Annotated in this window: 20 protein-coding genes, 3 pseudogenes and 1 riboswitch; of the genes and pseudogenes, 14 read left to right on the top strand and 9 right to left on the bottom strand. The window is 67.0% G+C overall.

Annotation, left to right across the window (positions count from 1 at the left end):
• Window positions 1–31 precede the first annotated feature (31 nt).
• From LGN10_RS03090 to LGN10_RS03075, 4 genes and pseudogenes are all read right to left on the bottom strand, one after another.
• Window positions 32–916 (bottom strand): helix-turn-helix transcriptional regulator, encoded by an 885-nt coding sequence (locus LGN10_RS03090; protein ID WP_226221705.1) that lies wholly within the window; start codon window positions 914–916, stop codon window positions 32–34.
• A 502-nt stretch (window positions 917–1,418) separates the two neighbouring features.
• On the bottom strand, window positions 1,419–2,291 hold the full coding sequence (locus LGN10_RS03085) for an XAC2610-related protein (RefSeq protein ID WP_226221703.1): 873 nt from the start codon (window positions 2,289–2,291) through the stop codon (window positions 1,419–1,421).
• A 40-nt stretch (window positions 2,292–2,331) separates the two neighbouring features.
• Window positions 2,332–2,700 carry a hypothetical protein gene (locus LGN10_RS03080; protein WP_059579694.1) on the bottom strand — a complete coding sequence of 123 codons (369 nt, stop codon included), beginning with the start codon at window positions 2,698–2,700 and terminating at the stop codon, window positions 2,332–2,334.
• A 21-nt stretch (window positions 2,701–2,721) separates the two neighbouring features.
• Window positions 2,722–2,937 (bottom strand): annotated as a pseudogene (locus LGN10_RS03075) (winged helix-turn-helix transcriptional regulator); the annotation flags it as partial.
• Window positions 2,938–2,981: 44 nt separating this feature from the next.
• Between LGN10_RS03075 and LGN10_RS03070 the strand changes: the two are divergent.
• The 6 genes and pseudogenes from LGN10_RS03070 (at window position 2,982) to LGN10_RS03045 (ending at window position 10,596) form a co-directional block, all read left to right on the top strand.
• Window positions 2,982–3,638: a glutathione S-transferase C-terminal domain-containing protein gene (locus LGN10_RS03070; protein WP_226221698.1), complete on the top strand. Its 657-nt coding sequence runs from the start codon at window positions 2,982–2,984 to the stop codon at window positions 3,636–3,638.
• An 85-nt stretch (window positions 3,639–3,723) separates the two neighbouring features.
• On the top strand, window positions 3,724–4,110 hold the full coding sequence (locus tag LGN10_RS03065) for a hypothetical protein (protein ID WP_059579699.1): 387 nt from the start codon (window positions 3,724–3,726) through the stop codon (window positions 4,108–4,110).
• A 92-nt stretch (window positions 4,111–4,202) separates the two neighbouring features.
• Window positions 4,203–5,495: a TolC family protein gene (locus LGN10_RS03060; RefSeq protein ID WP_226221697.1), complete on the top strand. Its 1,293-nt coding sequence runs from the start codon at window positions 4,203–4,205 to the stop codon at window positions 5,493–5,495.
• A gap of 11 nt (window positions 5,496–5,506) precedes the next feature.
• Window positions 5,507–7,030 carry an efflux RND transporter periplasmic adaptor subunit gene (locus LGN10_RS03055; RefSeq protein ID WP_226221695.1) on the top strand — a complete coding sequence of 508 codons (1,524 nt, stop codon included), beginning with the start codon at window positions 5,507–5,509 and terminating at the stop codon, window positions 7,028–7,030.
• Window positions 7,027–10,231, top strand: a pseudogene (locus tag LGN10_RS03050) (efflux RND transporter permease subunit). The gene LGN10_RS03055 and the pseudogene LGN10_RS03050 overlap by 4 nt, the downstream one beginning before the upstream one ends.
• Window positions 10,228–10,596: a copper-binding protein gene (locus LGN10_RS03045; RefSeq protein WP_226221694.1), complete on the top strand. Its 369-nt coding sequence runs from the start codon at window positions 10,228–10,230 to the stop codon at window positions 10,594–10,596. Before LGN10_RS03050 ends, LGN10_RS03045 begins: the two are co-directional and overlap by 4 nt.
• Before the next feature lie 94 nt (window positions 10,597–10,690).
• On the opposite strand, the gene LGN10_RS03040 is transcribed toward LGN10_RS03045, so the two are convergent.
• A complete protein-coding gene (locus tag LGN10_RS03040; protein ID WP_226221693.1) occupies window positions 10,691–11,701 on the bottom strand; it encodes a sodium:calcium antiporter in 1,011 nt (336 codons plus the stop codon).
• Between the two features lie 69 nt (window positions 11,702–11,770).
• Window positions 11,771–11,939, bottom strand: a riboswitch (yybP-ykoY riboswitch).
• A 115-nt stretch (window positions 11,940–12,054) separates the two neighbouring features.
• Here LGN10_RS03040 and LGN10_RS03035 point away from each other — a divergent pair.
• The 8 genes from LGN10_RS03035 (at window position 12,055) to LGN10_RS03000 (ending at window position 20,291) form a co-directional block, all read left to right on the top strand.
• On the top strand, window positions 12,055–12,330 hold the full coding sequence (locus LGN10_RS03035) for a metal/formaldehyde-sensitive transcriptional repressor (protein WP_059579714.1): 276 nt from the start codon (window positions 12,055–12,057) through the stop codon (window positions 12,328–12,330).
• 12 nt (window positions 12,331–12,342) lie between these two features.
• The gene (gene dmeF, locus LGN10_RS03030; RefSeq protein ID WP_226221692.1) at window positions 12,343–13,350 is read left to right on the top strand and encodes a CDF family Co(II)/Ni(II) efflux transporter DmeF; all 1,008 of its coding nucleotides are present in this window, start codon (window positions 12,343–12,345) and stop codon (window positions 13,348–13,350) included.
• A 2-nt stretch (window positions 13,351–13,352) separates the two neighbouring features.
• A complete protein-coding gene (locus LGN10_RS03025) occupies window positions 13,353–13,538 on the top strand; it encodes a DUF1289 domain-containing protein (RefSeq protein WP_059579721.1) in 186 nt (61 codons plus the stop codon).
• 90 nt (window positions 13,539–13,628) lie between these two features.
• On the top strand, window positions 13,629–14,837 hold the full coding sequence (locus tag LGN10_RS03020) for an MFS transporter (protein ID WP_226221685.1): 1,209 nt from the start codon (window positions 13,629–13,631) through the stop codon (window positions 14,835–14,837).
• Window positions 14,838–15,147: 310 nt separating this feature from the next.
• Window positions 15,148–16,962 carry an ExeM/NucH family extracellular endonuclease gene (locus tag LGN10_RS03015; RefSeq protein WP_059579743.1) on the top strand — a complete coding sequence of 605 codons (1,815 nt, stop codon included), beginning with the start codon at window positions 15,148–15,150 and terminating at the stop codon, window positions 16,960–16,962.
• A gap of 703 nt (window positions 16,963–17,665) precedes the next feature.
• A complete protein-coding gene (locus LGN10_RS03010) occupies window positions 17,666–19,513 on the top strand; it encodes a S10 family serine carboxypeptidase-like protein (RefSeq protein WP_226221683.1) in 1,848 nt (615 codons plus the stop codon).
• Window positions 19,514–19,556: 43 nt separating this feature from the next.
• The gene (locus LGN10_RS03005; RefSeq protein ID WP_059579750.1) at window positions 19,557–19,988 is read left to right on the top strand and encodes a hypothetical protein; all 432 of its coding nucleotides are present in this window, start codon (window positions 19,557–19,559) and stop codon (window positions 19,986–19,988) included.
• Between the two features lie 135 nt (window positions 19,989–20,123).
• Window positions 20,124–20,291: a hypothetical protein gene (locus LGN10_RS03000; RefSeq protein WP_226094112.1), complete on the top strand. Its 168-nt coding sequence runs from the start codon at window positions 20,124–20,126 to the stop codon at window positions 20,289–20,291.
• 97 nt (window positions 20,292–20,388) lie between these two features.
• Here LGN10_RS03000 and LGN10_RS02995 read toward each other — a convergent pair whose 3' ends face one another.
• The 4 genes and pseudogenes from LGN10_RS02995 to LGN10_RS02980 all read right to left on the bottom strand — a co-directional run bounded on the left by LGN10_RS02995 (window position 20,389) and on the right by LGN10_RS02980 (window position 24,035).
• Window positions 20,389–21,867 carry an aminotransferase class V-fold PLP-dependent enzyme gene (locus LGN10_RS02995; protein WP_226221681.1) on the bottom strand — a complete coding sequence of 493 codons (1,479 nt, stop codon included), beginning with the start codon at window positions 21,865–21,867 and terminating at the stop codon, window positions 20,389–20,391.
• Between the two features lie 155 nt (window positions 21,868–22,022).
• Window positions 22,023–22,337, bottom strand: coding sequence for a TrfB-related DNA-binding protein (locus LGN10_RS02990; RefSeq protein ID WP_059579849.1), 315 nt, complete (start codon window positions 22,335–22,337; stop codon window positions 22,023–22,025).
• Window positions 22,338–22,355: 18 nt separating this feature from the next.
• Entirely contained in the window at window positions 22,356–22,613 is a 258-nt protein-coding gene (locus tag LGN10_RS02985; RefSeq protein WP_059579755.1) for a PAAR domain-containing protein, read from the bottom strand.
• A 79-nt stretch (window positions 22,614–22,692) separates the two neighbouring features.
• Window positions 22,693–24,035: pseudogene (locus tag LGN10_RS02980) on the bottom strand (virulence factor).
• Between the last annotated feature and the right edge of the window lie 38 nt (window positions 24,036–24,073).

Raw genomic sequence — 24,073 nt, 5'->3', positions numbered from 1 at the left:
CGATGCCGGGACGCCGACGCGGTGGCGCAGGTCAGCGCAAGATGGCCGGCGGCGCGCCGCCGTCGCGCGCTTCGGCGGCGGGGCGCGCGGCGGTGGCCGAACCCCACGCGGCGAGTTCGCGCTTCGTGCGTACGCCGAGCTTCGCGAAAGCACGCTTCACGTAAGACTCGGCCGACGCGACCCGCACGCCGAGAATCCCGGCGGTTTCCGGCACGGTCTTGCCGGAGAGCAGGTGCTTGCAGGTTTCGTATTCGCGCTTCGACAGCTTCACGCCGTCGGCCGCGAGCCGCGCATCGAATTGCGCGAGCGGATGGACGTCGGGCGTCGCGTGCGCGATGCGCCGCGCGGCGGTGGTCGACGCATGCAGTTCGAGCAGCGGAAACAGCATGTCGCTGATGCTGCGGAAGCGGTTCATCTCGGCGAGCGTGAACGGCGGCCGGTCGCGGCCGCGCTCCAGCGCGATCGAATGCTGCGAATAGCGCGTGCCGCGTGCGAGCACGCATTCGTGCCCGATATGCACGTCGTCGAACAGGCGCTGGCGGAACTCGCCAGGCGGGATCGCCGCGACGTCGCGCACGACGAGCATCGTGCCCGTCTTGCCGCGCAGCCCCGCGAACAGCGGGTCGCTGTCGAGAAAGCGCTCGTAGTAGAGCGTCATCACGTCGGAGACGCCGGTGGACGCGGCGCCGATGCCGCTGCTGCCGATCCATTCGCAACGGTAGCCGGTCGGCATCGTCGCGTCGACGCGCGAGCGTTCGACGTGTGCGACGTCGAGCGGCACGACATCGTTCAGCAGTTGCGTGAGCCGCGGCACGAAGTGCGGCGTGCCGACCGTCTCGATCAGCTCGCCCAATGCCTTGAACGATACGTTGAAGCGATCGTTGTCGCGGTGGAAGGAATTCACGTTGAGCAGCATGCGGTTCCGAAGGGCCTGTTCCGCCCATGACGCGCGTTCCCCTGATACGAAAAAAACAGGTGTCGGGCCGGCCCTCGGCGGGGCCGACCGCCCGCCCGTCATCCGCGGGAGCACGCCCTTGACGCGGCTGGATTCTAGCGCTTGCCGTTCGCCCCGTAAAACGTCGCGCGTCACCCCGAAGAGGGCATACCGGGGCAGTGTAAACGAGTCACTGCATCTCCACCTTTTTTCTTGCGCGGCTACGCGTCGATGCGTGCCACCTCGCCGACGAGCAGCCCGTACGATGGCTGCCCGCGAGCGCCATCGCGGCGATGCAGGTGGGCCACGGTCGTCTCCTGTGTTCTATGCGCCGGCCGGCGCGCGCGAACGAGGCGGCCGGATCGAATGGCGTTGGAGCGAACGTTGGAGCCGTGGCGCGGCGTGCGTGACATTTGGGCAGGCATCCCGTTAATGGGATGTTCAGCGCTCGATATGTGGCGGCGGGGGAGCACTGCATCGTGCCTCAGTTTCCCATCGCCTCCTTCGCACTGACCCAGCCCTGCACGGCGCCGGCTTGCGGATTGCGATACCGCACCTTCAACCACCGGAAATCGTCGCTCGCGTCGATCACCTCCACCGTGTCGCCCGCGACGACATAGCGGCGCGTGGGTGCGTCGGCCATCGCGACGTGCAGCGGCAGGCGCGCCGGCCGCACCTTGAACGTGACCGTGCCGCCATCATGATCCTGCGGGCGGCGCGACACGCGCCTGCCGTGCTCGTCGTAGGTGAGCAGCATCGACGACGGGCCCGAGTCGCCGTCGAGCAGATCGCGCAGATCGCGCAGATCGTCGGGGATCGCTTCGCTGGTTTGATACAGATACATCTTGCCGTTGCCGCCGAAGCGGTACGCATCGGTGTACCAGATCGGGCCGCCGCGGCACGAGCTGTACAGCGTGCGCGTTTTCGGCTTCGCTTCGACGTTGATCAGGTCGTCGCAATTGCCGTGCGGCCCGTTGCCCGCCGGCATCTTCAGCGGTTCGAACCGCTGGCGCGCGGGGTCGTACAGGTAGATGCCGTAGTTCTCGTTGACCATGCCGAGCACCGCGCGCATCGCGAGATCGCGATGGCCGTCGAAGTTGTAGTCGTCGGTCGCGAGGTGGTAGCGGCCTTCCTCGTCGGCGGCGGTGACGGCCAGCGTCTGGGTCGTTCCGCTTGGCAGGAAGCGGACCGTGACGTGCGCGCCGTCGGTGCGCTCGACGCGTGCCGTGACGGCATCGTCGATCTTGAACTCGAGCAGCGGCCGGGCGGCGTGCGCGGCGGGTGCGATCGACGCACACGTGGCGAACAGCAGCGCGGCGACACGGGCAAGCGGGTGGAATCGCGGAAATCGTGTCATGGGCGGTTGTCGTGGCGAGGAAGAGCGTGCAGGCGACCGATCAACCGCGCGTGCTGTCGTCGCGATAGCCGTCCTTGCCGACGAAGATTTCCTTCAACGCGGCGCGCAGCGTCACCGGATCGTACTGACCCGGCGCGAGATGGATCACGTAGCGCGTGTGGCCGTCGAGACGCGCGGCGACGCCCGGTTCGATCTCGACGTCGATCGTGTCGTCGGTCAGCCGCACCGACAGATCCTTGACGCGCAGGTTGAGCTGGTCGCGCACCATCACTTCGATCAGCGTGTCGTCCGGAAAGCGCGACAGCGCGAAGCAATAGTCCTGCTCCGCGTCGTGACAGTAGATGTTGGCGAAGCTTTCGTCGTCGTCGAGGTCGGACGTGGCCGCGCCGACGGTAGCGTGAAGTTCCATGAGCGTGGTTCCTGCGTGGGGTTATCGGGGGACATGCGCCGTCGGCTCGATTGCGGCCGGGGCGTTGGGTGTCGCGTCGGCGTGCGCGTCGCGTGCCTTCAGCCACAGCCCGAGTTCGCGCATCACGTCGACCACCGGCCGCAGCCGGTCGCCGTCCGCGGTGAGATCGTACTCGACGCGCACCGGCACTTCCGGATAGACGGTGCGCCGCACGAGGCTCGCGTCTTCCCGGTGCCGTGCCGATGCGAGATATTAGCGCCCGCGTCGCGGCGAATCGATACATGGACAACCCACGAAGGAAACGCACGAAGCTCTATCACGCTCCCGGCAGCTGTTCGCAGGCGATTTGCATTGTGCTGCGCGAAGGCGGATTCGACGCCGAGATCGTCGAGGTCGACGCGCGCAAGCATGTCGTCGAGGACGGCCGCGATTACTACGACGTGACCGAACTCGGCTACGTACCGCTGCTCGAACTCTACGACGGCACGATGCTGCGCGAAGGGCCGGTGATCGCGCAGTATCTCGCGGACCAGCGCCCGGAAGCCGCGCTCGCGCCCGCTTACGGCACGCTCGCGCGCTACCGGCTGCTGGAATGGCTGAACTTTCTCGGCACCGAGATCCACAAGGGCTTCATTCCGCTGCTGTATGCGGTGCAGGCGGGCAAGTACGTCGAGCCCGTGCGGCAGAAGCTCGACGGTCGCTTCGCGTGGATCGACCGCCAACTCGCCGGCAACGCTTTCCTGACGGGCGACACGTTTACCGTCGCCGATGCGTACCTGTTCGCGCTGACGGGCTGGGGCAAGGCCGGCTGGATGCGTTCGGTGTACAACGCGGATATCGACCTGAGCCGGCATGCGCATCTGCGGGCGTGGTACGAGCGGGTGCGCGAGCGGCCGGCCGTGCAGGCCGTGCTGGCGGCGGACGACCTGCCGCGATGACGCGCGGCGGCCGCCGCGGGAAACGCGTCGTTTCTTCGTCGCGACGCCGCGCCATGCCGCGACGGGCCGCGCTATAATCGCCGCCATGAAACTGTTTCGGACTTTCATCCTGCTGCTGCTGTGCGCGGTGCTGCCCATCACTGGGCTGGCAGCCAGCGGCCTGACCGGTGAATGTCCGATGCAGCACACGATGTCGATGGACGCGGATACGGGCATGAACATGGCCATGTCCGCCGACATGAGCAACTGCGATTCGATGCAGCCGCCCTCCGCCGATCACGCGAAGGCCAAAGCCAAGGGCATGGCCTGCAAGGTGACGGCCCAATGCCAGTTCGGCAGTCTCTATCATCCGGCCGCCCGCGTCGACGTCAGCCGTCCCGCTGCCTTCGCCAGCACGATCGTCTTCCACTACACGCAGTCCGTCCCGGCTCGCGACCCGAACGGGTTGTGGCGCCCGCCACGCATCAGCTGATCCCGATTTGACCGGTTCACCGCGCACGCGGTGAGGTTTCGTCCTGTGCGCAGGACGTGGAATCCCTTTGGGTTCCGATTTGGGGTTACACCATGTCATTCGCTTTCCGCACGCCGCGCATGCCGCGTGCATGCCGGCGCGCGCCCGTATCGTGGGCCGCGCTGCTGATGGCGGGCGCGGTTCACGCGCAGCAGTCGCCGCTCACGCTGGACGCCGCGCTGCAGTCCGCCACGGATCATTCCGCGTCGATGCAGGCCGCGCAGGCTGCCGTGCTCGCGCGTGCCGAAGCGGCCGTCAGGGCCGGCCAGTTGCCGGACCCGATGCTCAAGGCCGGCATCGACAACCTGCCGATCAACGGCGGGCAGCGCTTCACCGTCGGCCAGGACTTCATGACGATGCGCCGCATCGGCATCGAGCAGGAGTGGGTGTCCGGCGACAAGCGGCGGCTGCGTACCGCGCTGGCCGACCAACAGGTCGGCCGCGAGCGCGCGGGCTATCTCGTGGAGCTGGCGGCCGTGCGCCGGCAGACCGCGGCCGCGTGGCTCGATGCCGTCTACGCGAAGCAGGCGCTCGCGCTTCAGCAGGCGCTGCTCGGTCACATGAACCATGAACTCGACGCGACGCAAGCGTCGTATCGCGGCGCGAAGGCGAGCGCGGGCGACGTCGTGCAGGCGCGCGCGATGCTCGCGCAGACGCAGGACCAGGTGCTCAAGGCGCAGCAGGCGTATCGCACCGCGCTCGTCGCGCTGGCCCGCTGGACGGCGACGCCCGTGACGGACGTGACGGGTACACCGCCCGCGCCCGAATCCGTCGTATCGGCATTGCCGCCGGACGAGCTGCGCGTGTCGCAGCCGGCGCTCGTCGCCGCCGCGGACGATATCGCGGTGGCCGAAGCCGACGCCGCGGTCGCGAACAGCGAGCGCAGCCCCAACTGGACGTGGGAAATCGCGTACCAGCAGCGCGGCGGCGCGTATTCGAACATGGTGTCGGTGGGCGTCTCGATCCCGCTGCCGCTCAATCGCAAGAATCGCCAGAACCGCGACGTGGCCGAAAAGGCGGCGCTCGCGACGAAGGCGCGCCTGATGTACGAGGACACGCTGCGTCAGGTACAGGCCGACATCCGTACGCAATCCGACACGCTGGCGAGCGGCCGCGAACGTATCGCGAACCTGAGCGCCGCGCTGTTGCCCGCCGCCGATCAGCGCGTGCAGCTCGCGACGGCCGCGTACCGGGCCGGCACGGGGTCGCTCGCCGACACGTTCGCCGCGCGGCGGGCGCAGCTCGAAGCGCAGTTGCAGGTGCTCGACCTCAGGCGCGACGTGTCGCAGACCTGGGCGCGGCTCGAATATCAGGTCGTGCCGTCGGCGATGGCCGCCGCGCAGTGAAGGAGACGCTCATGACAAGGCAATCACTGATGCGTGCGGCGCTGATCGCATCCGCCGGCACGATACTCGTCGGCGCCGGCTATGTCGCCGGCGTCCGCCATGCGATGAACGGCGCGGTGGCGTCCGCCGTGCCCGCTGCGGCGCCGTCGGGCGCGCCGGCGCCGCAGGCCGCGCGCAAGGTCCTGTACTGGCACGACCCGATGGTGCCGAACCAGCACTTCGACAAACCGGGCAAATCGCCGTTCATGGACATGCAGTTGCAGCCCGTCTATGCGGACGAAGGCGGCGACGCGCCGGGCGTCCGGATCGATCCGGGCCTGCAGCAGAACCTGGGCATTCGCTATGCGACCGTGCGCCGGCAGCAGACGGCGGCCGGCTTCGACGCGGTGGGCGCCACGCAGTTCGACGAAGCGCGCTCGGCGGTCGTGCAGTCGCGCGTGACCGGCTACATCGACCATCTGTATGCACGCGCGCCGATGCAGCGCATCGCGAAGGGCGCGCCGGTCGCATCGCTGTTCGTGCCCGACTGGCTCGCGCCGCAGGAGGAATATCTCGCGCTGAAGCGCGGCGGGATGGACGGCAGCCTGCTCGACGCGGCGCGCGCGCGGATGCGGGCGCTGTCGATGCCGGACGGGATGATCGCGGCCCTCGACCGCACCGGCCGCGCGCAGACGCACGTCGTGCTGAGTGCGCCGGAGGCCGGCGTCGTCAGCGAGCTGAACGTGCGCGACGGCGCGATGGTCGCGCCCGGCCAGACGCTTGCGAAGATCGCCGGCTTGTCGACGCTGTGGCTGATCGTCGAGGTGCCCGAGGCGCTCGCGCTGAACGTGCAGCCGGGGATGTCGGTCGACGCGACGTTCGCGGGCGATCCGGCGCGGCATTTCAGCGGACGCATCCGCGAAGTGCTGCCGGGCATCAGCACGGGCAGCCGCACGCTGCAGGCGCGCGTGGAGATCGACAACGCATCGCTGACGCTCACGCCCGGCATGCTGATGCGCGTGCGGGTCGCGGAGAAGGAGACGGTGTCGCGCCTGCTCGTGCCCTCCGAGGCCGTGATCGCGACCGGCCGGCGCACGATCGTCATCGTGAAGCACGGCGACGGCCGGCTTCAGCCGGCGTCGGTGACGGTCGGCAACGACGTCGGCGGCGAAACGGAAGTGCTCGACGGGCTGAACGAGGGCGACACGGTCGTCGCGTCGGGGCAATTCCTGATCGATTCGGAAGCCAGCCTGAAAAGCGTGTTGCCGCGGCTGGAGCGGGCGGCCGGGGCAAGCGCGGCCGCATCGTCCGTGCCGGCAACCGCGCCGGTCTACGAAACCACCGGCAAGGTGGAGAAAGTCACGGCCGACGACATCACGTTCTCGCATCAGCCGGTGCCGGCGCTTGGCTGGGGCGCGATGACGATGGCGTTCGGCAAGCCGTCGGCGCACGCGTTTTCCGACGTGAAGCCGGGCCAGACCGTGCGTTTCGCGTTCACGCAGACCGACGACGGCTACCGGCTGACGAAGGTCGAGCCGCAGCGAGGTGAGCGATGATCGCGCGCATCATTCACTGGTCCGTCCACCACCGGTTTCTGGTGCTGCTGGCCACCGTGCTGCTCGCGGCATGGGGCGTGCATTCGCTGCGACAGACGCCGCTCGACGCATTGCCCGACCTGTCGGATACCCAGGTGATCGTGAAGGCGTCGTATCCGGGCAAGGCGCCGCAGATCGTCGAGGATCAGGTGACCTATCCGCTGACGACGACGCTGCTCGGCGTGCCGGGCGCGAAAACCGTGCGCGCGTATTCGTCGTTCGGCGACGCGTTCGTCTACGTGCTGTTCGACGACCGCACCGATCCGTACTGGGCGCGCTCGCGCGTGCTCGAATACCTGAGCCAGGTGCAGAGCCGCCTGCCGGCGGGCGCGACCGTGTCGCTCGGCCCGGATGCGACCGGTGTCGGCTGGGTCTACGAGTACGCGCTCGTCGATCGCACCGGCCATCACGATCCCGGCCAGCTGCGCGCGCTCAACGACTGGTTCCTGAAGTTCGAGCTGAAGGCCGTGCCGGACGTATCGGAAGTCGCGAGCATCGGCGGCATGGTGCGCCAGTACCAGGTCGTGCTCGATCCCGACAGGCTGCGCGCGTACGGCATCACGCAGGCGGCGGTCGCGGAGGCGCTCGGCAAGGCCAACCAGGCATCCGGCGGCTCGGTCGTCGAGCTGGCCGAGTCGGAGTACATGGTGCGGTCGTCCGGCTACCTGCGCACGCTCGACGATTTCCGTCGCGTCGTGCTGCGCACCGACGACGCCGGCACGCCGGTCCTGCTCGGCGACGTCGCGCGCATCCAGGTCGGCCCGGCGATGCGGCGCGGCATCGCGGAGCTGAACGGGCAGGGCGAGGTGACGGGCGGCGTCGTCGTGATGCGCTCGGGCAAGAACGCGCTGACGACGATCGACGCGGTGAAGGCGAAGCTCGCCGAGCTCAAGCGTTCGCTGCCGGCCGGCGTCGAGATCGTCACGACCTACGATCGTTCGCAACTGATCGCGCGCGGTCGACAACCTGACGGACAAGCTGATCGAGGAATTCGTCATCGTCGGTGTCGTCTGCGCGGTGTTCCTGTTCCATCTGCGCAGCGCGCTGGTCGCGATCCTGTCGCTGCCGCTCGGCGTATTGGCCGCGTTCATCGTGATGCGCTATCAGGGCGTGAACGCGAACCTGATGTCGCTCGGCGGGATCGCGATCGCGATCGGCGCGATGATCGACGCGGCGATCGTGATGATCGAGAACGCGCACAAGCATCTGGAAGCGTACGACCGCGCGCATCCCGGCGAGCCGATCACGGCCGCGCGCCGCTGGGAACTCGTCGCGGCCTCGGCCGCGGAGGTGGGGCCCGCGCTGTTCTTCTCGCTGCTGATCATCACGCTGTCGTTCGTTCCAGTGTTTTCGCTGGAAGGGCAGGAGGGCAAACTGTTCGCGCCGCTGGCGTTCACGAAGACCTATACGATCGCGGCCGCCGCGGGGCTGTCGGTGACGCTGGTGCCGGTGCTGATGGGCTATCTGGTGCGCGGCCGCATTCCGCCCGAGCACGCGAACCCGATCAACCGCGTGCTGATCCGCCTGTACCGGCCGCTGCTCGACGCGACGCTGCGGCGCCCGTGGGCCGCGATCGGCGTCGCGGTCGTCGTGCTCGTGGTGACGGCCGTGCCGTTGTCGCGGCTCGGCGGCGAATTCATGCCGCCGCTCGACGAAGGCGATCTGCTGTACATGCCGACCGCGCTGCCGGGCATCTCGGCCGACAAGGCGAGCGAGCTGCTGCAGCAGACCGACCGGCTGATCAAGACCGTGCCCGAGGTCGACACGGTGTTCGGCAAGTCGGGCCGCGCCGATACGGCGACCGACCCGGCGCCGCTCGAGATGTTCGAGACGACGATCCGCTTCAAGCCGCGCAGCGCGTGGCGGCCGGGCATGACGCCGGAGAAGCTGATCGACGAACTCGACCGGACGGTGAAGGTGCCGGGCCTGTCGAACGTGTGGGTGCCGCCGATCCGCAACCGGCTCGACATGCTCTCCACCGGGATCAAGACGCCGGTCGGCGTGAAGATTTCCGGGCCGGACCTCGCGGGGATCGACGCGATCGCGACGCAGGTCGAGGCCGCCGTGAAGCGCGTGCCGGGCGTGACGTCCGCGCTCGCGGAGCGGCTGAACGGCGGCCGCTACATCGACGTCGACATCGACCGGCTCGCCGCCGCGCGTTACGGGCTGTCGGTGGCCGATATCCAGTCGGTCGTGTCGTCGGCGATCGGCGGCGAGGACGTCGGCGAAGTGATCGCGGGACGCGAGCGCTTCCCGATCAACATCCGCTATCCGCGCGAGATCCGCGATTCGCTCGAGAACCTGCGGCAGTTGCCGATCGTCACCGCGCGCGGCGCGCAGATCCGCCTCGGCGACGTCGCGCGTATCGCGATCGCCGACGGGCCGCCGATGATCCGCAGCGAGAACGCGCGGCTGTCCGGCTACGTGTACGTCGATCTCCGCGGTACCGACCTCAGCACGGCCGTGCGCGCGATGCAGCAGACCGTCGCGCGGCAGGTTGCGTTGCCGCCCGGCTATTCGATCGCATGGTCGGGGCAGTTCGAGTATCTCGAACGCGCGGCGGCGACGCTGCGCACCGTCGTGCCCGTCACGCTCGTCGTGATCTTCGTGCTGCTGTTCGTCACGTTCGAGTCGGCGGCCGACGCGCTGCTGCTGATGTCGACGGTGCCGTTCGCGCTGGTCGGCGGGTTCTGGCTCGTGTGGGCGCTCGGACACGCGGTGTCCGTCGCGACGTCGGTGGGTTTCATCGCGCTGGCGGGCGTGGCCGCGGAATTCGGCGTCGTGATGCTGCTGTACCTGAAGGGTGCGCTGCAGCGCCGGCTCGACGCAGGCGAACCGCCGACCGATGCGTTGCTGCTCGATGCGATCCGCGAAGGCGCGGTGCTGCGCGTGCGGCCGAAGGCGATGACGGTCGCCGTCGTGCTCGCCGGGCTCGTGCCGATCATGATCGGCCACGGCGCCGGTTCCGAAGTCATGCAGCGGATCGCCGCGCCGATGGTCGGCGGCATGGTCACGGCGCCGCTGCTGTCGATGTTCGTCATTCCCGCCGCGTGGCTTCTGCTTCAGCGCCGTCGTGCGCGAAGCGCGGGCCGCGCGCGGCATTCCGATGCAGTTCCTTCCGGCACGAACGTGCCATCCCTTCCCACCGGAGAATCACGATGAAGATGAATCAACTGATCGCCACTGCAACCGCTGTCGTCGCGCTGAGTGCTTTCGCGGTACCGGCGTCCGCCGCCGGCGACATGTCGGGCATGGACATGTCCGGCATGAAGATGTCGTCGGGCGGCGCGGCGGATTCGAACGCCGCGCTGACCGACGCCGAAGTGAAGAAGGTCGATGCCGCGAGCGGCAAGATCACGCTGAAGCACGGCGCGCTGGAGAATGTCGGGATGCCGCCGATGACGATGGCGTTCAAGGCGAAGGATGCGGCGATGCTCGCGCACGCGCATGCGGGCGACAAGGTCAAGGTGCGGATCGAGAAGGTCGACGGCACGTTGACGATCGTCAAGCTCGTCAAGGCTTCCTGAGCGTCCGGATGCGGGCGTTGCCGTCGCCCGCATCGCATGCAGCGACGCGCACCGAGCCGACGTGTCGGTCGGCCGGTGCGCCCCACCGGCGCATTCAGCGCGTGAGCGTCAGCACCAGATATCCCGCATAACCGGCGCCGTTCGCGAGCAACGCCCAGATCGCGAGCCCGCGCGTGCGCGCATTGACGCGCAGCCAGGCGGCCGCCGCAAGCGTGATGATCACACCGGTCAGCACTTCGGGGCGCGGCTCCCACGGCGTCAGCATGATGCCGATCGCGGGCAGCAGCGTGCCCTGGAACACCATCGCGCCGGTGATGTTGCCGAACGCGAGCGTGTCCTTCCCGCGGCGGATCCACAGCACGCTGTTGACCTTCTCCGGCAGTTCCGTCGCGATGGGCACGATGATCAGCGACAGCAGCAGCGCCGACACGCCGAGCACGTGCGACACGCCTTCCACGCCGTGAATGAAGCCCTTTGCACCGCCGACCAGCAGCGCGACGCCGATCAGCAGTTGCAGCACGATCGTCGCCAGGTTGGTCGGCAGGCCGACGCGCGACAGGAACATCGCGTGCGGCGCCTCGGTGCCGTGCCCGGCGTCGACGAGCCCGGTCGACGCGCGGAACGTCAGCACGACGTACATCACGTAGAGGCCGACCAGCATCGCGGCGAGCAGCGCGCGCATGGCCCAGTTGTGATGCGGGACGAACATCGCGACGGTCGCCAGCGAGAATGCGGCGAGGAAGGTGTTCATGTCGCGCACGAAGCCCGTGCGTTCTGGCGCGATCGTGCCGCGCAGCCCGCGCGAGCGGATCACGGCGAGCGTCATCAGGAACGTGGTGAGCGTCGTGAGCATCAGCGGCGCGCCCAGAATCGCGCCGACGCCGATTTCCTCGTTCACGGCCTGGTTCGACGTGCCGCCGGCCAGCGCGAGCAGCGGCACCATCGTTTCGGGCAGCGCGGTGCCGACGGCCGCGAACAGCGAGCCGGTCACGCCTTCGGAAATCTTCAGGCGTTCGCCGAGATGTTCGAGCGCATTGGTGAAGAGTTCGGCCGCGACGAGGATGACGATCAGCATGAACGCCAGTTCGACGAACATGAACGTCATGCGGCACCTCCGCAGGCAGCGGTGGCGCGGGGGAGGTGAGCAGGGAGGGACATGGGGACTCCGTGGTCGGACGCTGACGAACCATGACACATCCGCCGCCGTCCGACCAGGAACGACGCGACGTGCCGATGGTCTCGCCAGGCCGATCAGGCTGAACGCGCCACGGCCGCAGGCCGAGTGTGTTGACGCGTTCGCTTTCCGGCGGACGGAAAGCAGGCTACTCCCCAAAGACGGAAATCAGTCTAGCCGAGCGGTTTTCCTTCGACAAGCCTTCGTCTCGAAAAATATACCCCTCCACCCTATAGGGTCAGCCTTCCGGATATATACTCCCCTACCCTATACCGGAGCCGCCGATGAGTCATACCGTTCGCGAAAAACAGAAGCTGCTGAACCGCGTGCGCCGTATCAAGGGGCAGGTCGAGGCGATCGAGCGGGCGCTGGAAGAAGAGCGCGGCTGCAACGACGTGCTGCAATTGATCACGAGTTGCCGCGGCGCAATGAACGGCTTGCTGGCCGTCGTGCTGGAAGACCACATCCGGTCGCATCTCGTCGATGCGGACACGGCCGACGCGCACGAGGGCAGCGCGACCGAGCAACTGATCGACGTCGTGCACAGCTATTTCAAGTAACCGGGCCGGAACATGAACGAATTCAATGGCTCGCCGGCCGGCGGTGCGCACAGCCACGCGTTTCTGGGCGCCGCGCACACGCGCAATGAGCGAAAGACGTGGATGGTCATCGGCCTGTGCACGGCGATGATGATCGCCGAGATCGTCAGCGGCACGTTGTTCGGCTCGCTCGCGCTGGTCGCCGACGGGCTGCACATGTCGACGCACGTGGGCGCGATGCTGATCGCCGCGCTGGCCTACACCTATGCGCGCCGGTACGCCGACGATCCGCGCTTCGTGTTCGGCACCGGCAAGCTCGGCGACCTGGCCGGCTTCACGAGCGCGATCGTGCTGGCGATGATTGCGTTGCTGATCGGCTACGAGGCGATCGCGCGCCTGCTGGCGCCGGTGCCGATCCATTTCGACGAAGCGATTCCGATCGCCGTGCTGGGGCTCGCCGTGAACCTCGCCAGCGTGTGGCTGCTGAGCGGCGACCACCATCACGGGCATGGTCACGGCCATCACCACGCGCACGGGCACGACCACCACGATGACCATGACCACGACGACCACGCGCACCATGATCGCGGTTCGCACTCGGCCGCGCATCGCGACCACAACATCCGGTCGGCCTACGTTCACGTGATCGCCGACGCGGCCGTGTCGGTGCTGGCGATCGTCGGCCTGCTGCTTGCGCGTGCGTTCGGATGGGGCTGGATGGACCCGCTCGCGGGCATCGTCGGCGCGCTGGTGATCGCCAACTGGTCGTACGGGCTGATGCGCGATACGGGCGAGATCCTGCTCGACGTCAACGTCGATCGCCCGCTGACGGACAACGTGCGTCGCGCGATCGAGGCGCTCGGCGACACGGTCAACGATCTCCATGTGTGGCGCGTGGGCCCCGGGCACATGAGTGCGATCGTGTCGGTCCAATCGGGCGACGCCGCGCGCGATGCGCGTTTCTACCATGCGCTGCTCGCGGGCTTCGACGGCATGTCGCACGTGACGGTCGAAGTGATGACACCTGCGAAGGCGGCCTGATCGTGGCCGTGAAATCGCCGTGTATCGACCTGTGCGCGTTCGACGGCCGCACGGGTTTTTGTGTCGGCTGCCTGCGCACGCGCGACGAGGCGCGCGACTGGAAGAAGCTGACCGATCATCGTCGGCATCAGATACTGAACGATCGTAAGCGCCGGCAGGCGAAGCTCCAGCGCGATACGGCGGAATAGCAAGGGCACGCGTTCCCCGGCTCGGCATCGCGGGCGTGCGGTAGCATCACGGGCATTCAGCTTCAGGATTCCTGAACCGGGGAGCGACCCATGCAGACCGACGCATCGACCGGCATTCTTCGGCAGATTCCCCGCAGCGTGTGGGTGCTCGGCTGTGTCAGCCTGCTGATGGACGTGTCGTCCGAAATCATCCACAGCCTGTTGCCGATGTTCCTGATGGCGGGCCTTGGCGCGAGCGCGACGACGATCGGCCTGATCGAAGGGATCGCCGAGGCGACGTCGCCGGTCGTCAAGGTGTTCTCCGGCACGCTGAGCGACTACCTGCGCAATCGCAAATGGCTCGCGGTGGCCGGCTATGCGCTCGGCGCGCTCAGCAAGCCGCTGTTCGCGATCGCGCCGACGATCGGCGTCGTGGTGACCGCGCGGATCGTCGACCGCGTCGGCAAGGGGATTCGCGGCGCGCCGCGCGATGCGCTCGTCGCCGACGTCACGCCCGTTCACCTGCGCGGCGCCGCGTACGGACTGCGCCAGGCGCTCGACACGGTGGGCGCGTTCCTCGGGCCGCTGCTGGCCGTCGTCATCATGCTGGCGTGGCGCGACGATTTCCGCCTCGCGTTCTGGCTCGCCGTGATCCCCGGCGTGCTGGCCGTGGCGCTGCTCGCGTTCGGCATCGACGAACCGGCGCGTGTATCCGGCGAGAAGCGCGTGAACCCGATCCGCCGTGCGGTCGTCGCGCAACTCGGCACCCGCTACTGGTGGGTCGTGGCCGTGGGCGGCGTGTTCGCGCTCGCGCGTTTCAGCGAGGCGTTCCTGGTGCTGCGCGCGATGGGCAGCGGCGTGCCCGTCGCACTTGTGCCGCTCGTGATGGTCGCGATGAACGTCGTGTATGCGTTGTCCGCTTACCCGTTCGGCAAGCTCGCCGATACGACGAGCCACACGAAACTGATGGTGATCGGGCTGGTGCTGCTGATCGCCGCCGATGTCGTGCTGGCGCACGGCGCGCACTGGCCGACCGTGCTCGTCGGCGTCGCGCTGTGGGGGCTTCATATGGGGATGACGCAAGGGCTGCTCGCGACGATGGTCGCGCAGGCCGCGCCGGCCGAACTGAGAGGGACCGCGTTCGGCGTGTTCAACCTGATCAGCGGGGTCGTGACGCTCGTATCGAGCGTCGTCGCGGGCGCGCTGTGGGACCGGGCAGGCGCCGCCGCCACGTTCTACGCGGGAGCCGTATTCAGCGCGGCGACCATCGTGCTGCTCGTGTGCGTTCGCACGTCGTTCGGCGCCGTGCGGGATCGCTAGCGCCGAACGCGGTGGCGAGAAGCGGTGTGAACCGGGAGCAAATGCGGGGCGCATCGTCATTCCGCGGTCCTCGCGCTCCGTGTCGTTGCGAGGTGCGCCTTGCAAGCATGTGGCCATGCGAAACAGACGAAACAGGCGAGCAAGGCGATGCTGCAGCTGTCGCGGGACTCGATGAAGGATCGAAGCCGAGCCCGAGTAACGGTCGTCGTCCGACGGTTGCCGTAAATTACATACGCCTGTCTCGCGATTACCAAAAACTGTCATTGAGCGCCGCTAAGCTTTCGCCACCCTCACAACCGGGATTCCCGCCATGCGCTCGACAATCCGCCTGTTTGCCCCGCTATTGCTGCTCCCGACGCTCGCCGCGCCGGTATTCGGCGCCACCGCCGCGCCCGTCAGCCCGAACTGCGGCGGCAGCACGACGCCGATCGCCGATATCCAGGGGCCGGGCGCGCCGTCGCCGCTCGCCGGTCAGAACGCGTCGATCGAGGCCGTCGTCACCGCCGATTTCGGCGGCACGGACGGCTTTGGCGGCTTCTTCGTCCAGCAGGCCGACGCGCAGCGCCGCAACCAGCCGGGCGTGTCCGAAGGCCTGTTCGTCTATGCGCCGAAGGTGCGTGCGAAGGCCGGCGATCTCGTGCACGTGACGGGCAAGGTCGAGGAGAAATACGGGCAGACGCAGCTCACGCTGTCGGGCGCGATCGCGGTGTGCGCGAACGGCCAGACTGTGACGCCCGCGACGCTCACGCTGCCGGTCGACGGCCCGAACGCGTTCGCCGCATACGAAGGGATGCGCGTGCGCCTGCCGCAGACGCTGAGCGTCACCGACAACTACGAGCTTGGCCGCTACGGCAGCGTGATGCTCAGCAACGGCCGCCTGCGGACGCCGACGAGCGTCGTGCCACCCGCGCAGGCGCAGACGCAGATCGACGCGAACGCGCGCAACCGCCTGATCCTCGACGACGGCTCGAACAAGCAGAACCCCGCGACCGTGCCGTATCCGGCGCCGGGCCTGTCGGCCGCGAACACGCTGCGCGCGGGCTACACCGTGCGCGACGTCGAGGGCGTGCTCGAAGTGCGTTACGGCGCATGGCGCGTGCAGCCGCTGCCGGGCGCGGCCGTGCCGGCGTTCGACAAGCGCGAGAACCCGCGCACCAACGCACCCGCGCGCGACCCGAAATCGAACCTGCGCGTCGCGTCGTTCAACGTGCTCAACTACTTCAACGGCAACGGTCTCGGCGGCGGCTTCGACGATCCGGACAACCGCGGCGCGAAGACGTTCCAGGAATTCCAGCGCCAGGAAGCGAAGATCGTCAGCGCGCTGAAGGCCATCGACGCCGACGTGATCGGCCTGATGGAAATCCAGAACAACGGCTACGGCGAATTGAGCGCGGTGCGCCAGCTCGCGGCGAAGCTCGGCAATCAGTGGCGCGTGGTCGATCCGGGCACGTCGCGGCTCGGCGGCGATGCGATCGCGGTCGCGATGATCTACGACAGCCGCAAGGTCGAACCGGTCGGTCGCGCGGCGACGCTCGCGATCGACGACAAGAACCGCCAGCCGCTCGCGCAGTCGTTCCGGCTGGTCGGCGGCAACAAGCAGGCGCTGACGGTGGCCGTGAACCACCTGAAGTCGAAGAACTGCCCGGACGCCGCGAACGACGATCTCGACCAGGGCGATGGCCAGGGCTGCTGGAACCCGACGCGCACGCGCGCGGCGGCGAAGGTGGCCGACTGGTTGGCCGGCAACCCGACGGGCGTCAAGAGCCAGGGCGTGCTGCTGATCGGCGACTTCAACAGCTACACGTACGAAGACCCGATCCGCACGCTCGAATCGCGCGGCTATCGCAACCTCGTCGCGCGCTGGATCGGCGCGAACGCGTACAGCTATGTGTACAACGGCGAAGCCGGCTATCTCGACCACGCGCTCGCGACGCTGCCGCTCGCGTCGCACGTGAAGGCCGTGCACGAATGGCACATCAACGCGGACGAGCCGCTCGCGCTGCAATACACGCTCGCGTACAAGTCGGCCGAGCAGCAGAAGACGTTCTACGCGGCCGATGCGTATCGTTCGTCGGATCACGATCCGGTGCTGATCGATATCGCGCTGCCGGGCGGCGGGAAGTAATCGTGGTTTGAGTCTTTGCGACGACGGGCGCGATGTGCGGCAATGCCGCGCGTCGCGCCCGTCCCGGAAAGCCGTTCGAATACCGGGTAAATAATGCCGCGAATAATTCGTCGAACCGGTATTTTATGGATGACGCAGTGCACATCGGCACTTCGATTGAAACGCGATTGAAGTGGAAAGAATCATCGAATGGCGTGTGCATGATGCTGCATCGTCTTAATCGATTGGCGATAATAAAATTGAAAGAATGATCCTGTCGATATGAAGGCTTTCGATGCGTTGCGCCAATACGGGAAGCGGCTTCTGCGCCGTGCTGAAAAAGTAAAATAGTCGGCGCGACCTAGCTGATAAAGCTTACCTTGCACGAATAATTCCGTTTTCTTTCAAATCCCAGACACTATCTGCCCTTCGCATCATCGCGGGATTTTTAATATCCGAATGATCTTTGACAACGCGGCGCAGCACCGCCTATTTTTGTCATGTCGTAAATTCCGGTAATACAAAAGTTGGCCAAACTGCAGGGGGCGCGTCCGGGCATCATTCTCGCCAGCAGTTTGCTGTGTCTGTATCAAGTTCAGTCTCTGAGAAGTCCCATTCCCAACCGCCGACTGCCGACCTTGCAACGCGAGTCGCGGGGTAGGCCTGCGCGTGTCGCGGGCGTTGGCGGCCTTTGTGATGCGGTATCCGAAGCCGAAGGAAAGAGATGAAACCAGACAAGAGCAATACCGGCAGCCGCCGTGTCCGTCGCGGCCGGGTGGCCGGGCTAGGCGCATTGACCGCCATGACGCTGGCGCTCGCGGCATGCGGCGGCGACGATTCGTCGTCCGTCGGCGCGTCGAGCCTCGCGCAGGCCACCGCGAGCCAGCAGGCCAGCGCGCAGGCGGCCGGCACCCAGGCGTCGGCGGCCAACCAGCCGTACGTCGACCCGGTCGCGTACTCGATGAACGCGACCGACGGCCTCGCGCCGTCGCAGGTGTCCGAGAAAGCGGCCGTCATGCATTACCAGTGGAAAGGCGGCGGCAAGACGATCGACTACACGACGACCACCGGCCACCTGACCGCGCAGGATGCGAACGGCAATCCGGAAGCGTCGATGTCGTATGTCGCGTACACGGCGCCCAGCACCAACGGCAAGCCGCGCCCGGTCACGTTCGTCTACAACGGCGGGCCCGGCTCGTCGTCGATCTGGCTGCGGCTCGGCTCGTTCGCGCCGACCCGCGTGGCCACGCCCGATCCGCTGTTCGGCACCAACTGGCCGAACTATCCGCTCGTCGACAATGCGGACAGCCTGATCGACACCACCGACCTCGTGTTCATCGACCCGCCCGGCACCGGGCTGTCGGAAGCCGTGTTGCCGAACACCAACCAGAAGTACTGGGGCTCCGACGTGGACGTGAACATCATGCGCGACTTCATCCAGCGCTACCTGAACGTCAACGGCCGCGGCACGTCGCCGATCTACCTGTACGGCGAATCGTACGGCACGCCGCGTACCGACATGCTCGCGCTCGCGCTCGAATCGGCCGGCGTGCACTTGACGGGCATCGTGCTGCAGTCGTCGATCCTCAACTACTTCGCGGACGCGGTGGAAGCGGTGGCGATCACGCAGTCGACCGAAGGGCTGCTGCTCGATACCGATACGGTGGCCGGCTACCTGCCCGGCTACGCGGCGGTCGCGGCGTACTTCAACCAGGTGTCGCCGGCGCCGGTGAACCAGGATCTGTACGCACTGCAGACGGAACTGTTCACGACGCTGATCTACAGCCAGTTGCAGAAGTATTCGCAGTCGTGGGTGTTGAGCCAGCTCGGCATTCCGGATGCGCTCGGCACGCCGGTGTTCCCGAGCGATGCGACGCTCAGGCTGTGGTCGATTCCGTCGAGCCTCACGCAGCGGGCGCTGCGCGATTACTTCAACGCGAATCCGTTCGGCACGAGTCTGGTGCCCGGCACGACGATCGGCCGGTACGACGGGCGCGTGTCGCTGCCGAATTCGGACCCGCGGCTGCAGACCGACGGCGATCCGTCCGACATCCTGATCTCGCAGCCGTTCACTAACGCGCTCGCGACGCAGATGCCGGACTATCTCGGCTATACGGCCCCGAACGCGACGTACCTGCCGCTGAACGACGACATCATCGGCGTCTGGGATTTCTCGCACGACGGCCAGCCGATGCCCGACACGATCCCCGATCTGCTCGGTGCGCTGCAGCTCAACCCGAAGCTGCGCGTGCTCGCGGAGAACGGCTACCACGATCTCGCGACGCCGTTCTTCAACACCGAGAAGCAACTCGCGCGGCTGCAGACGGTGAAGGGCCTGAATCCGAAGCTGCAGGTGAACTTCTTCCAGGGCGGCCACATGATCTATCTGGACGACGTTGCCCGTCCGCAGATGAAGCGGGACTTGCAGACGTTCTACAAGGGCGCGCGGATTCCGACGGCGCTGACGCTGCATACGCTGCCGCCGCCGTGGCCGGACGAAAACCCGCCCGGCGTACCGACCGGCAGCGCGCCGGGCGCGACAGCGGCGACGACGCTGGCGGCCGCCCCCTGAGCGACGGACTCCTTGTCAAAGGAACCCTCTATTCATCCATTGAATGCGAGCGATCATGTCCCTAATCCAATTGATGCGGCGTATGTCCCCGTTGATCGTGCTCGGTGCCGTGATGAGCAGTGCCTACGCGTTGCCGCCGCAGGCGGTGGCGCCGGTGAAGCTGCCGCACGGCGGGCGCGGCGTCGACGGCCCGTTCTTCCCGGCCACGCGGGCGGCGCCGGTGTTGCCGTCGACCGGTGCGGCCCTGCAGCAGCAGGCGCAGCAGCGCGTCGACGCGCGGCTCGGCGGCAATACCGTGCTGAGCAACGGCGCGGCCGTGACGAAGGCGCAGGCGCAGAGCAGCGGGCTCGGCTTCGTGTCGCAGCACTTCGACGAGATCGATGCGAAGCACACCGGCCGCGTGACGATGAGCGATGTACGGCAGTTCATCCGGCAGCGACAGGTGCAGGCGCAGCAGGAGCAGCAGGACGAGTGACGTAGCAACGCAGGGCGGCGGCCGGCGCGGCTTTCCCTCGCGCGGGCCGCCGATCATCGCGCAGCTCGTCGCGCATTTTCGGCGGCGTGCCTACGTGACCGGCCGGCGCCAGCCGATCGCAACATCCTTGTCTACATGTTCGAGGCGCCGCACGCGCGTGCGCTGTTCGCCGCGAGCCGGGCCGACGAGGCGCCGCGGATGATCGCGCTGTTTCACACGAGCCACGATCTCTATGCGAAGAATGACGATCCCGCGCTGAAGCTGGCGATCCATACGCCGGTAAACGGCGATGACGAGGCGTGATGCGGATGTGAAGGGCGCCCGCCGACGGCCACGCAGCGAAGCATCTGCTTCGTGCGTGAACGCGGGTCGTCACGCGTCATGGCGGGACAGCGGCGACTCAGGCCGTGCGCCGAGCGGACAGCCGATTCCACAGCAGGCCGGAGCGGCTGCCGCTGCGGCAATACGCGAGCACGGGCTTCGGCAGCGTGTCGACCAGTGCGCCGAACGCGTCGACTTCCGCTTCGCCGATGCGGTCGCGCTCGACCGGCAGGTAACGCGCATCCATGCCCAGTTCGCGCGCGGCGGCGGCGATCTCCTCGAACGCCGGTTGATCCGCGCCTTCGCCGTCGGGCCGGTTGCAGATCACCGCGCGAAAGCCGGCATTGCGGATCGCCTTCAGGTCGGCCGGCGTGATCTGCCGCGACGCGGTGAAGCCGGTCGCCGCCGCCGCCCGGCATTGCTCGATCGCCCGCGTGAAACAGGCGATCGCGAAGTCGACGTCCTCTTCCGTCGTGAAACGGCCGAAACTGATACGTACGGTACGTCCGGCCGTTTCGGCATCGAGGCCGATCGCGGTCAGCACGTGCGACGGTGCGCCGCTCGTCGAATTGCATGCGGAGGTGGACGACACGGCAAGCGCTTCACCGAGCATGAACGGGAAGAAGCCCGGCGCATGCACCGTCAGGCTCAGCGTGTGCGGGATACGGCGGGCGGCGGCCGCGTTCTGCGTGACGTCGCCGAGCGCGAACAGCGCGCCGGTGAGCCGCGCGCCGAGCGCCGCGATCCGCGCGGCCTCGCCGTCGAGCTTTTCAGCGGCGAGTTCGCAGGCTACACCCATGCCGACGATCTGATGCGTGGCGAGCGTGCCCGAGCGCAGCCCGCGCTCGTGGCCGCCGCCATGAATCTGCGGCGCGATGCGGCTCGCGATCTCGCGACGGACGAACAGCGCGCCGATGCCCTTGGGGCCATACACCTTGTGGGCGGACATCGACATCATGTCGATGCCGAGCGCGCGCACGTCGATCGGCGTCTTGCCGAGCGCCTGCGCGGCGTCCACGTGAAGCAGCGCGCCGGCGGCGTGGACGACGCGGGCGATCGCGCCGATGTCGGTCAGCGTGCCGATCTCGTTGTTCACGAGCATCAGCGACACGAGGCCCGTGTCGGGGCCGATCGCGGCCGCCACTGCGTCGGCGGTGATTTCGCCGTTGGCGTCGGGCGCCAGGAAGGTGACCTGCGCGCCGTGCTTCGACAGGTTCGCCATCGTGTCGAGAATGGCCTTGTGCTCGAGGCGGCTCGTGATCAGGTGGCGCTTGTCGGTCGCGTTTTCCGCATAGCCCTTCAGCGCGAGGTTGTTCGATTCGGTGGCGCCCGACGTCCAGACGATCTCGTCGGCATCCGCGCCGATGAGGGCGGCGACCTGCGCACGGGCGTGCTCGACCTTGTCTTTCGCCCGTCGGCCGGCCGCGTGCGAGCTGGACGCGGGGTTGCCGAAGATGCCGTCGAAGCCGAGGCAGGCCGTCATCGCTTCGATCACACGGGGGTCGGCAGGGGTCGTGGCTGCGTAGTCGAGGTAGTGCAGCGGGGGGATGTCGCTCATGTCCGTCTCTTGCTCATTGCGTGGTGACGGAATGATACGGGGGACAGAAGGGAAAAAGGATCCAAAGTTGGCTGACGATCCGATCTAACGTGGAATAACGTTTTGCTTATTTGCGGAATTGGGGAATTTGTTTTTATATGAGCACGCCGGCCCGATCACGTCGCCGTATCGGGGCCGGATTGGGTCGACAACCGGTGTGCATCCCGCACCCACGCCAGCAGTGCGTGCTCGTACTTCGACGGGATCGTGACCGTGAGCGTCGTGAGGCGGGTGGCGCTGCTGGGCAATTCCAGATAGCGCCGCCAGGTTTTTCGCACCAGTTGCGACATCGCGGAGTCCGTCATGCCGAGTTCGGCGGCCAGCGCCCGTTGGGATCTGCCTTTCACGAAAATCTCGTGCAAGGCCCACTGGTTCAGCGGCTTGGTCCGCGTATCCTGAAGCCGCAACAGCCGGAACTGTTCGGCAGTCATGCGTCGGGTCGTTTGCATTCAGATCCGCCCCGAATGTTGAAGTGACGAGATCAATTCCGCGCCGCACGAAGTCTTGTGGCCGTCGAAAGCGGCGGCCCGGCCTTCGATGTCGAAGCTCGGGTCGCCTTCGGCGATCTCGCAGGCGCCATGAATCGGACACGAGCACGCGTCGCCGATACGCGCGACCGCGCGCCCCATCACCGTGCTTGTTTGGGCGCCGGATTCGACCCGGCCGCCGTGGGTGTGCGTATCTTCTACCCGGATAATTCCCCGCATGGGATTTCCTCCTCCAAATGGTTTGAGGTCTGACGCGGCGATCACGTTCGGACGAAGCGATTTGCCGTGCCGGTGTGCATCACCATGAATAGCCTTGCATGCCGTAATTCGTATCGTGTCGGCGTCCCCACCACGGCAGGTAGGCGTTGTTGCCGCCGCGTGCGCGGAACCAGTCCTTGTCGGGATCGATCGGCGTGAGCTTCGACGGTGGCCGGACAACGACCGCGACCGGGTGCTCGGGGTCGGTCGTGCCGGCGACGAGTGCGTTGCCGCCGAAGTGGTTGATCCGGCCGATGGCGAGCGCGACGTCGGTCAATGCGCTGCCGGTTCCCATGTCGCCGAGCAGGGCGGCCGTGTTGAAGGTCTGCTTGCGGTGGTCGTATTCGGGAAGGGTTTCGGTCAACGTCTGCGCGAGCGCGGCAAGACGTGCCGACGATGCGTCGCTGCCTTTACCTGCGTCGTGAACGATGTAGTTGAGGTCGGGGGCCGCGATGCCGGCGTTGCGTGCGGCTCGGTCGATGGTCGCCTTCCACGCCTGCACGGCGCGCGTTGTGCCGACCTTCGGCGAAAAATCGCGCGTGTTGCCGGTTGCTGCCTTGCCGATCCAGGCGAGCGGTTCACGCTCGGTGTTGAAGGTCGGGCCGGCGAGGAACAGCACGACAAGATTCTCGTTGATCTGTGCGTCCGTGGGCGGGAAGTTGGGTGCGTCCCAGTTCATCGCCCAGACGCTCTTGTCGGGGTTCGCCTGCAAGTAGTCCAAGGCTTTGTTCAGCGATGTGAATCCGGCGTTGGGGCCGCCTTGTGTGACTTGTACGTCGGGGAGCTCGTTGCGGCTCCACATCGTCGGGAAATGTGTGTTGCCGATAAAGAAGGTTTCTCGAAGCGACTCTGTTAGGTAGTCGCGGGCGATAGCCGAATCGAGGCGCTCAGGGACTGCGCCCTCGATACGAATCCCGGAAATTTCGCGCCAATCCTTCTTTTCATCTGGTTTTACTGTGTAGAAGTACTTCGCGTTCATCGCGTAACGACTACTCATCAGACGGGGAAATTTTTCCATGTACTTGTGGTAGAAGCCCTTGAACGTCTCCGTGCCACGATTTCCATAAGCGATTCCGGCTACTGATTGCAACGTAGCGAAAGACTTCGGATCGGTGCGCACCATGTCATCATTCTTGTTCGGTGCGACAAGCCCTGCGTCCACAGCAATTGCCATTCGGTCGGATAGTCCATGCGTTGCAACGGATTCAACCAAATGAGTCCGACGACCTGGGCAAAGAATGGCTTCGCCGGCTCTTCGACGGAGGGAGCTGCGTTCGCTATCGGTTCAGCGGCGGCTGCGGAATGCGCCGAGCGCATCATGGCCGTCGAGAACAGAAACGCCACAAGTGCCACCAAACTCGGTACAACTACAAATCGTTTCATCCCACCTCCTGCTGCCCGATACAACATCTACGTTCACG

The organism is Burkholderia sp. AU32262 (genome assembly GCF_020419985.1).
GTDB classification, from domain to species: domain Bacteria; phylum Pseudomonadota; class Gammaproteobacteria; order Burkholderiales; family Burkholderiaceae; genus Burkholderia; species Burkholderia semiarida.
The sequence above is the reverse complement of the archived record's forward strand: the minus strand, read 5'-3'. Positions and strand labels throughout refer to the sequence as shown.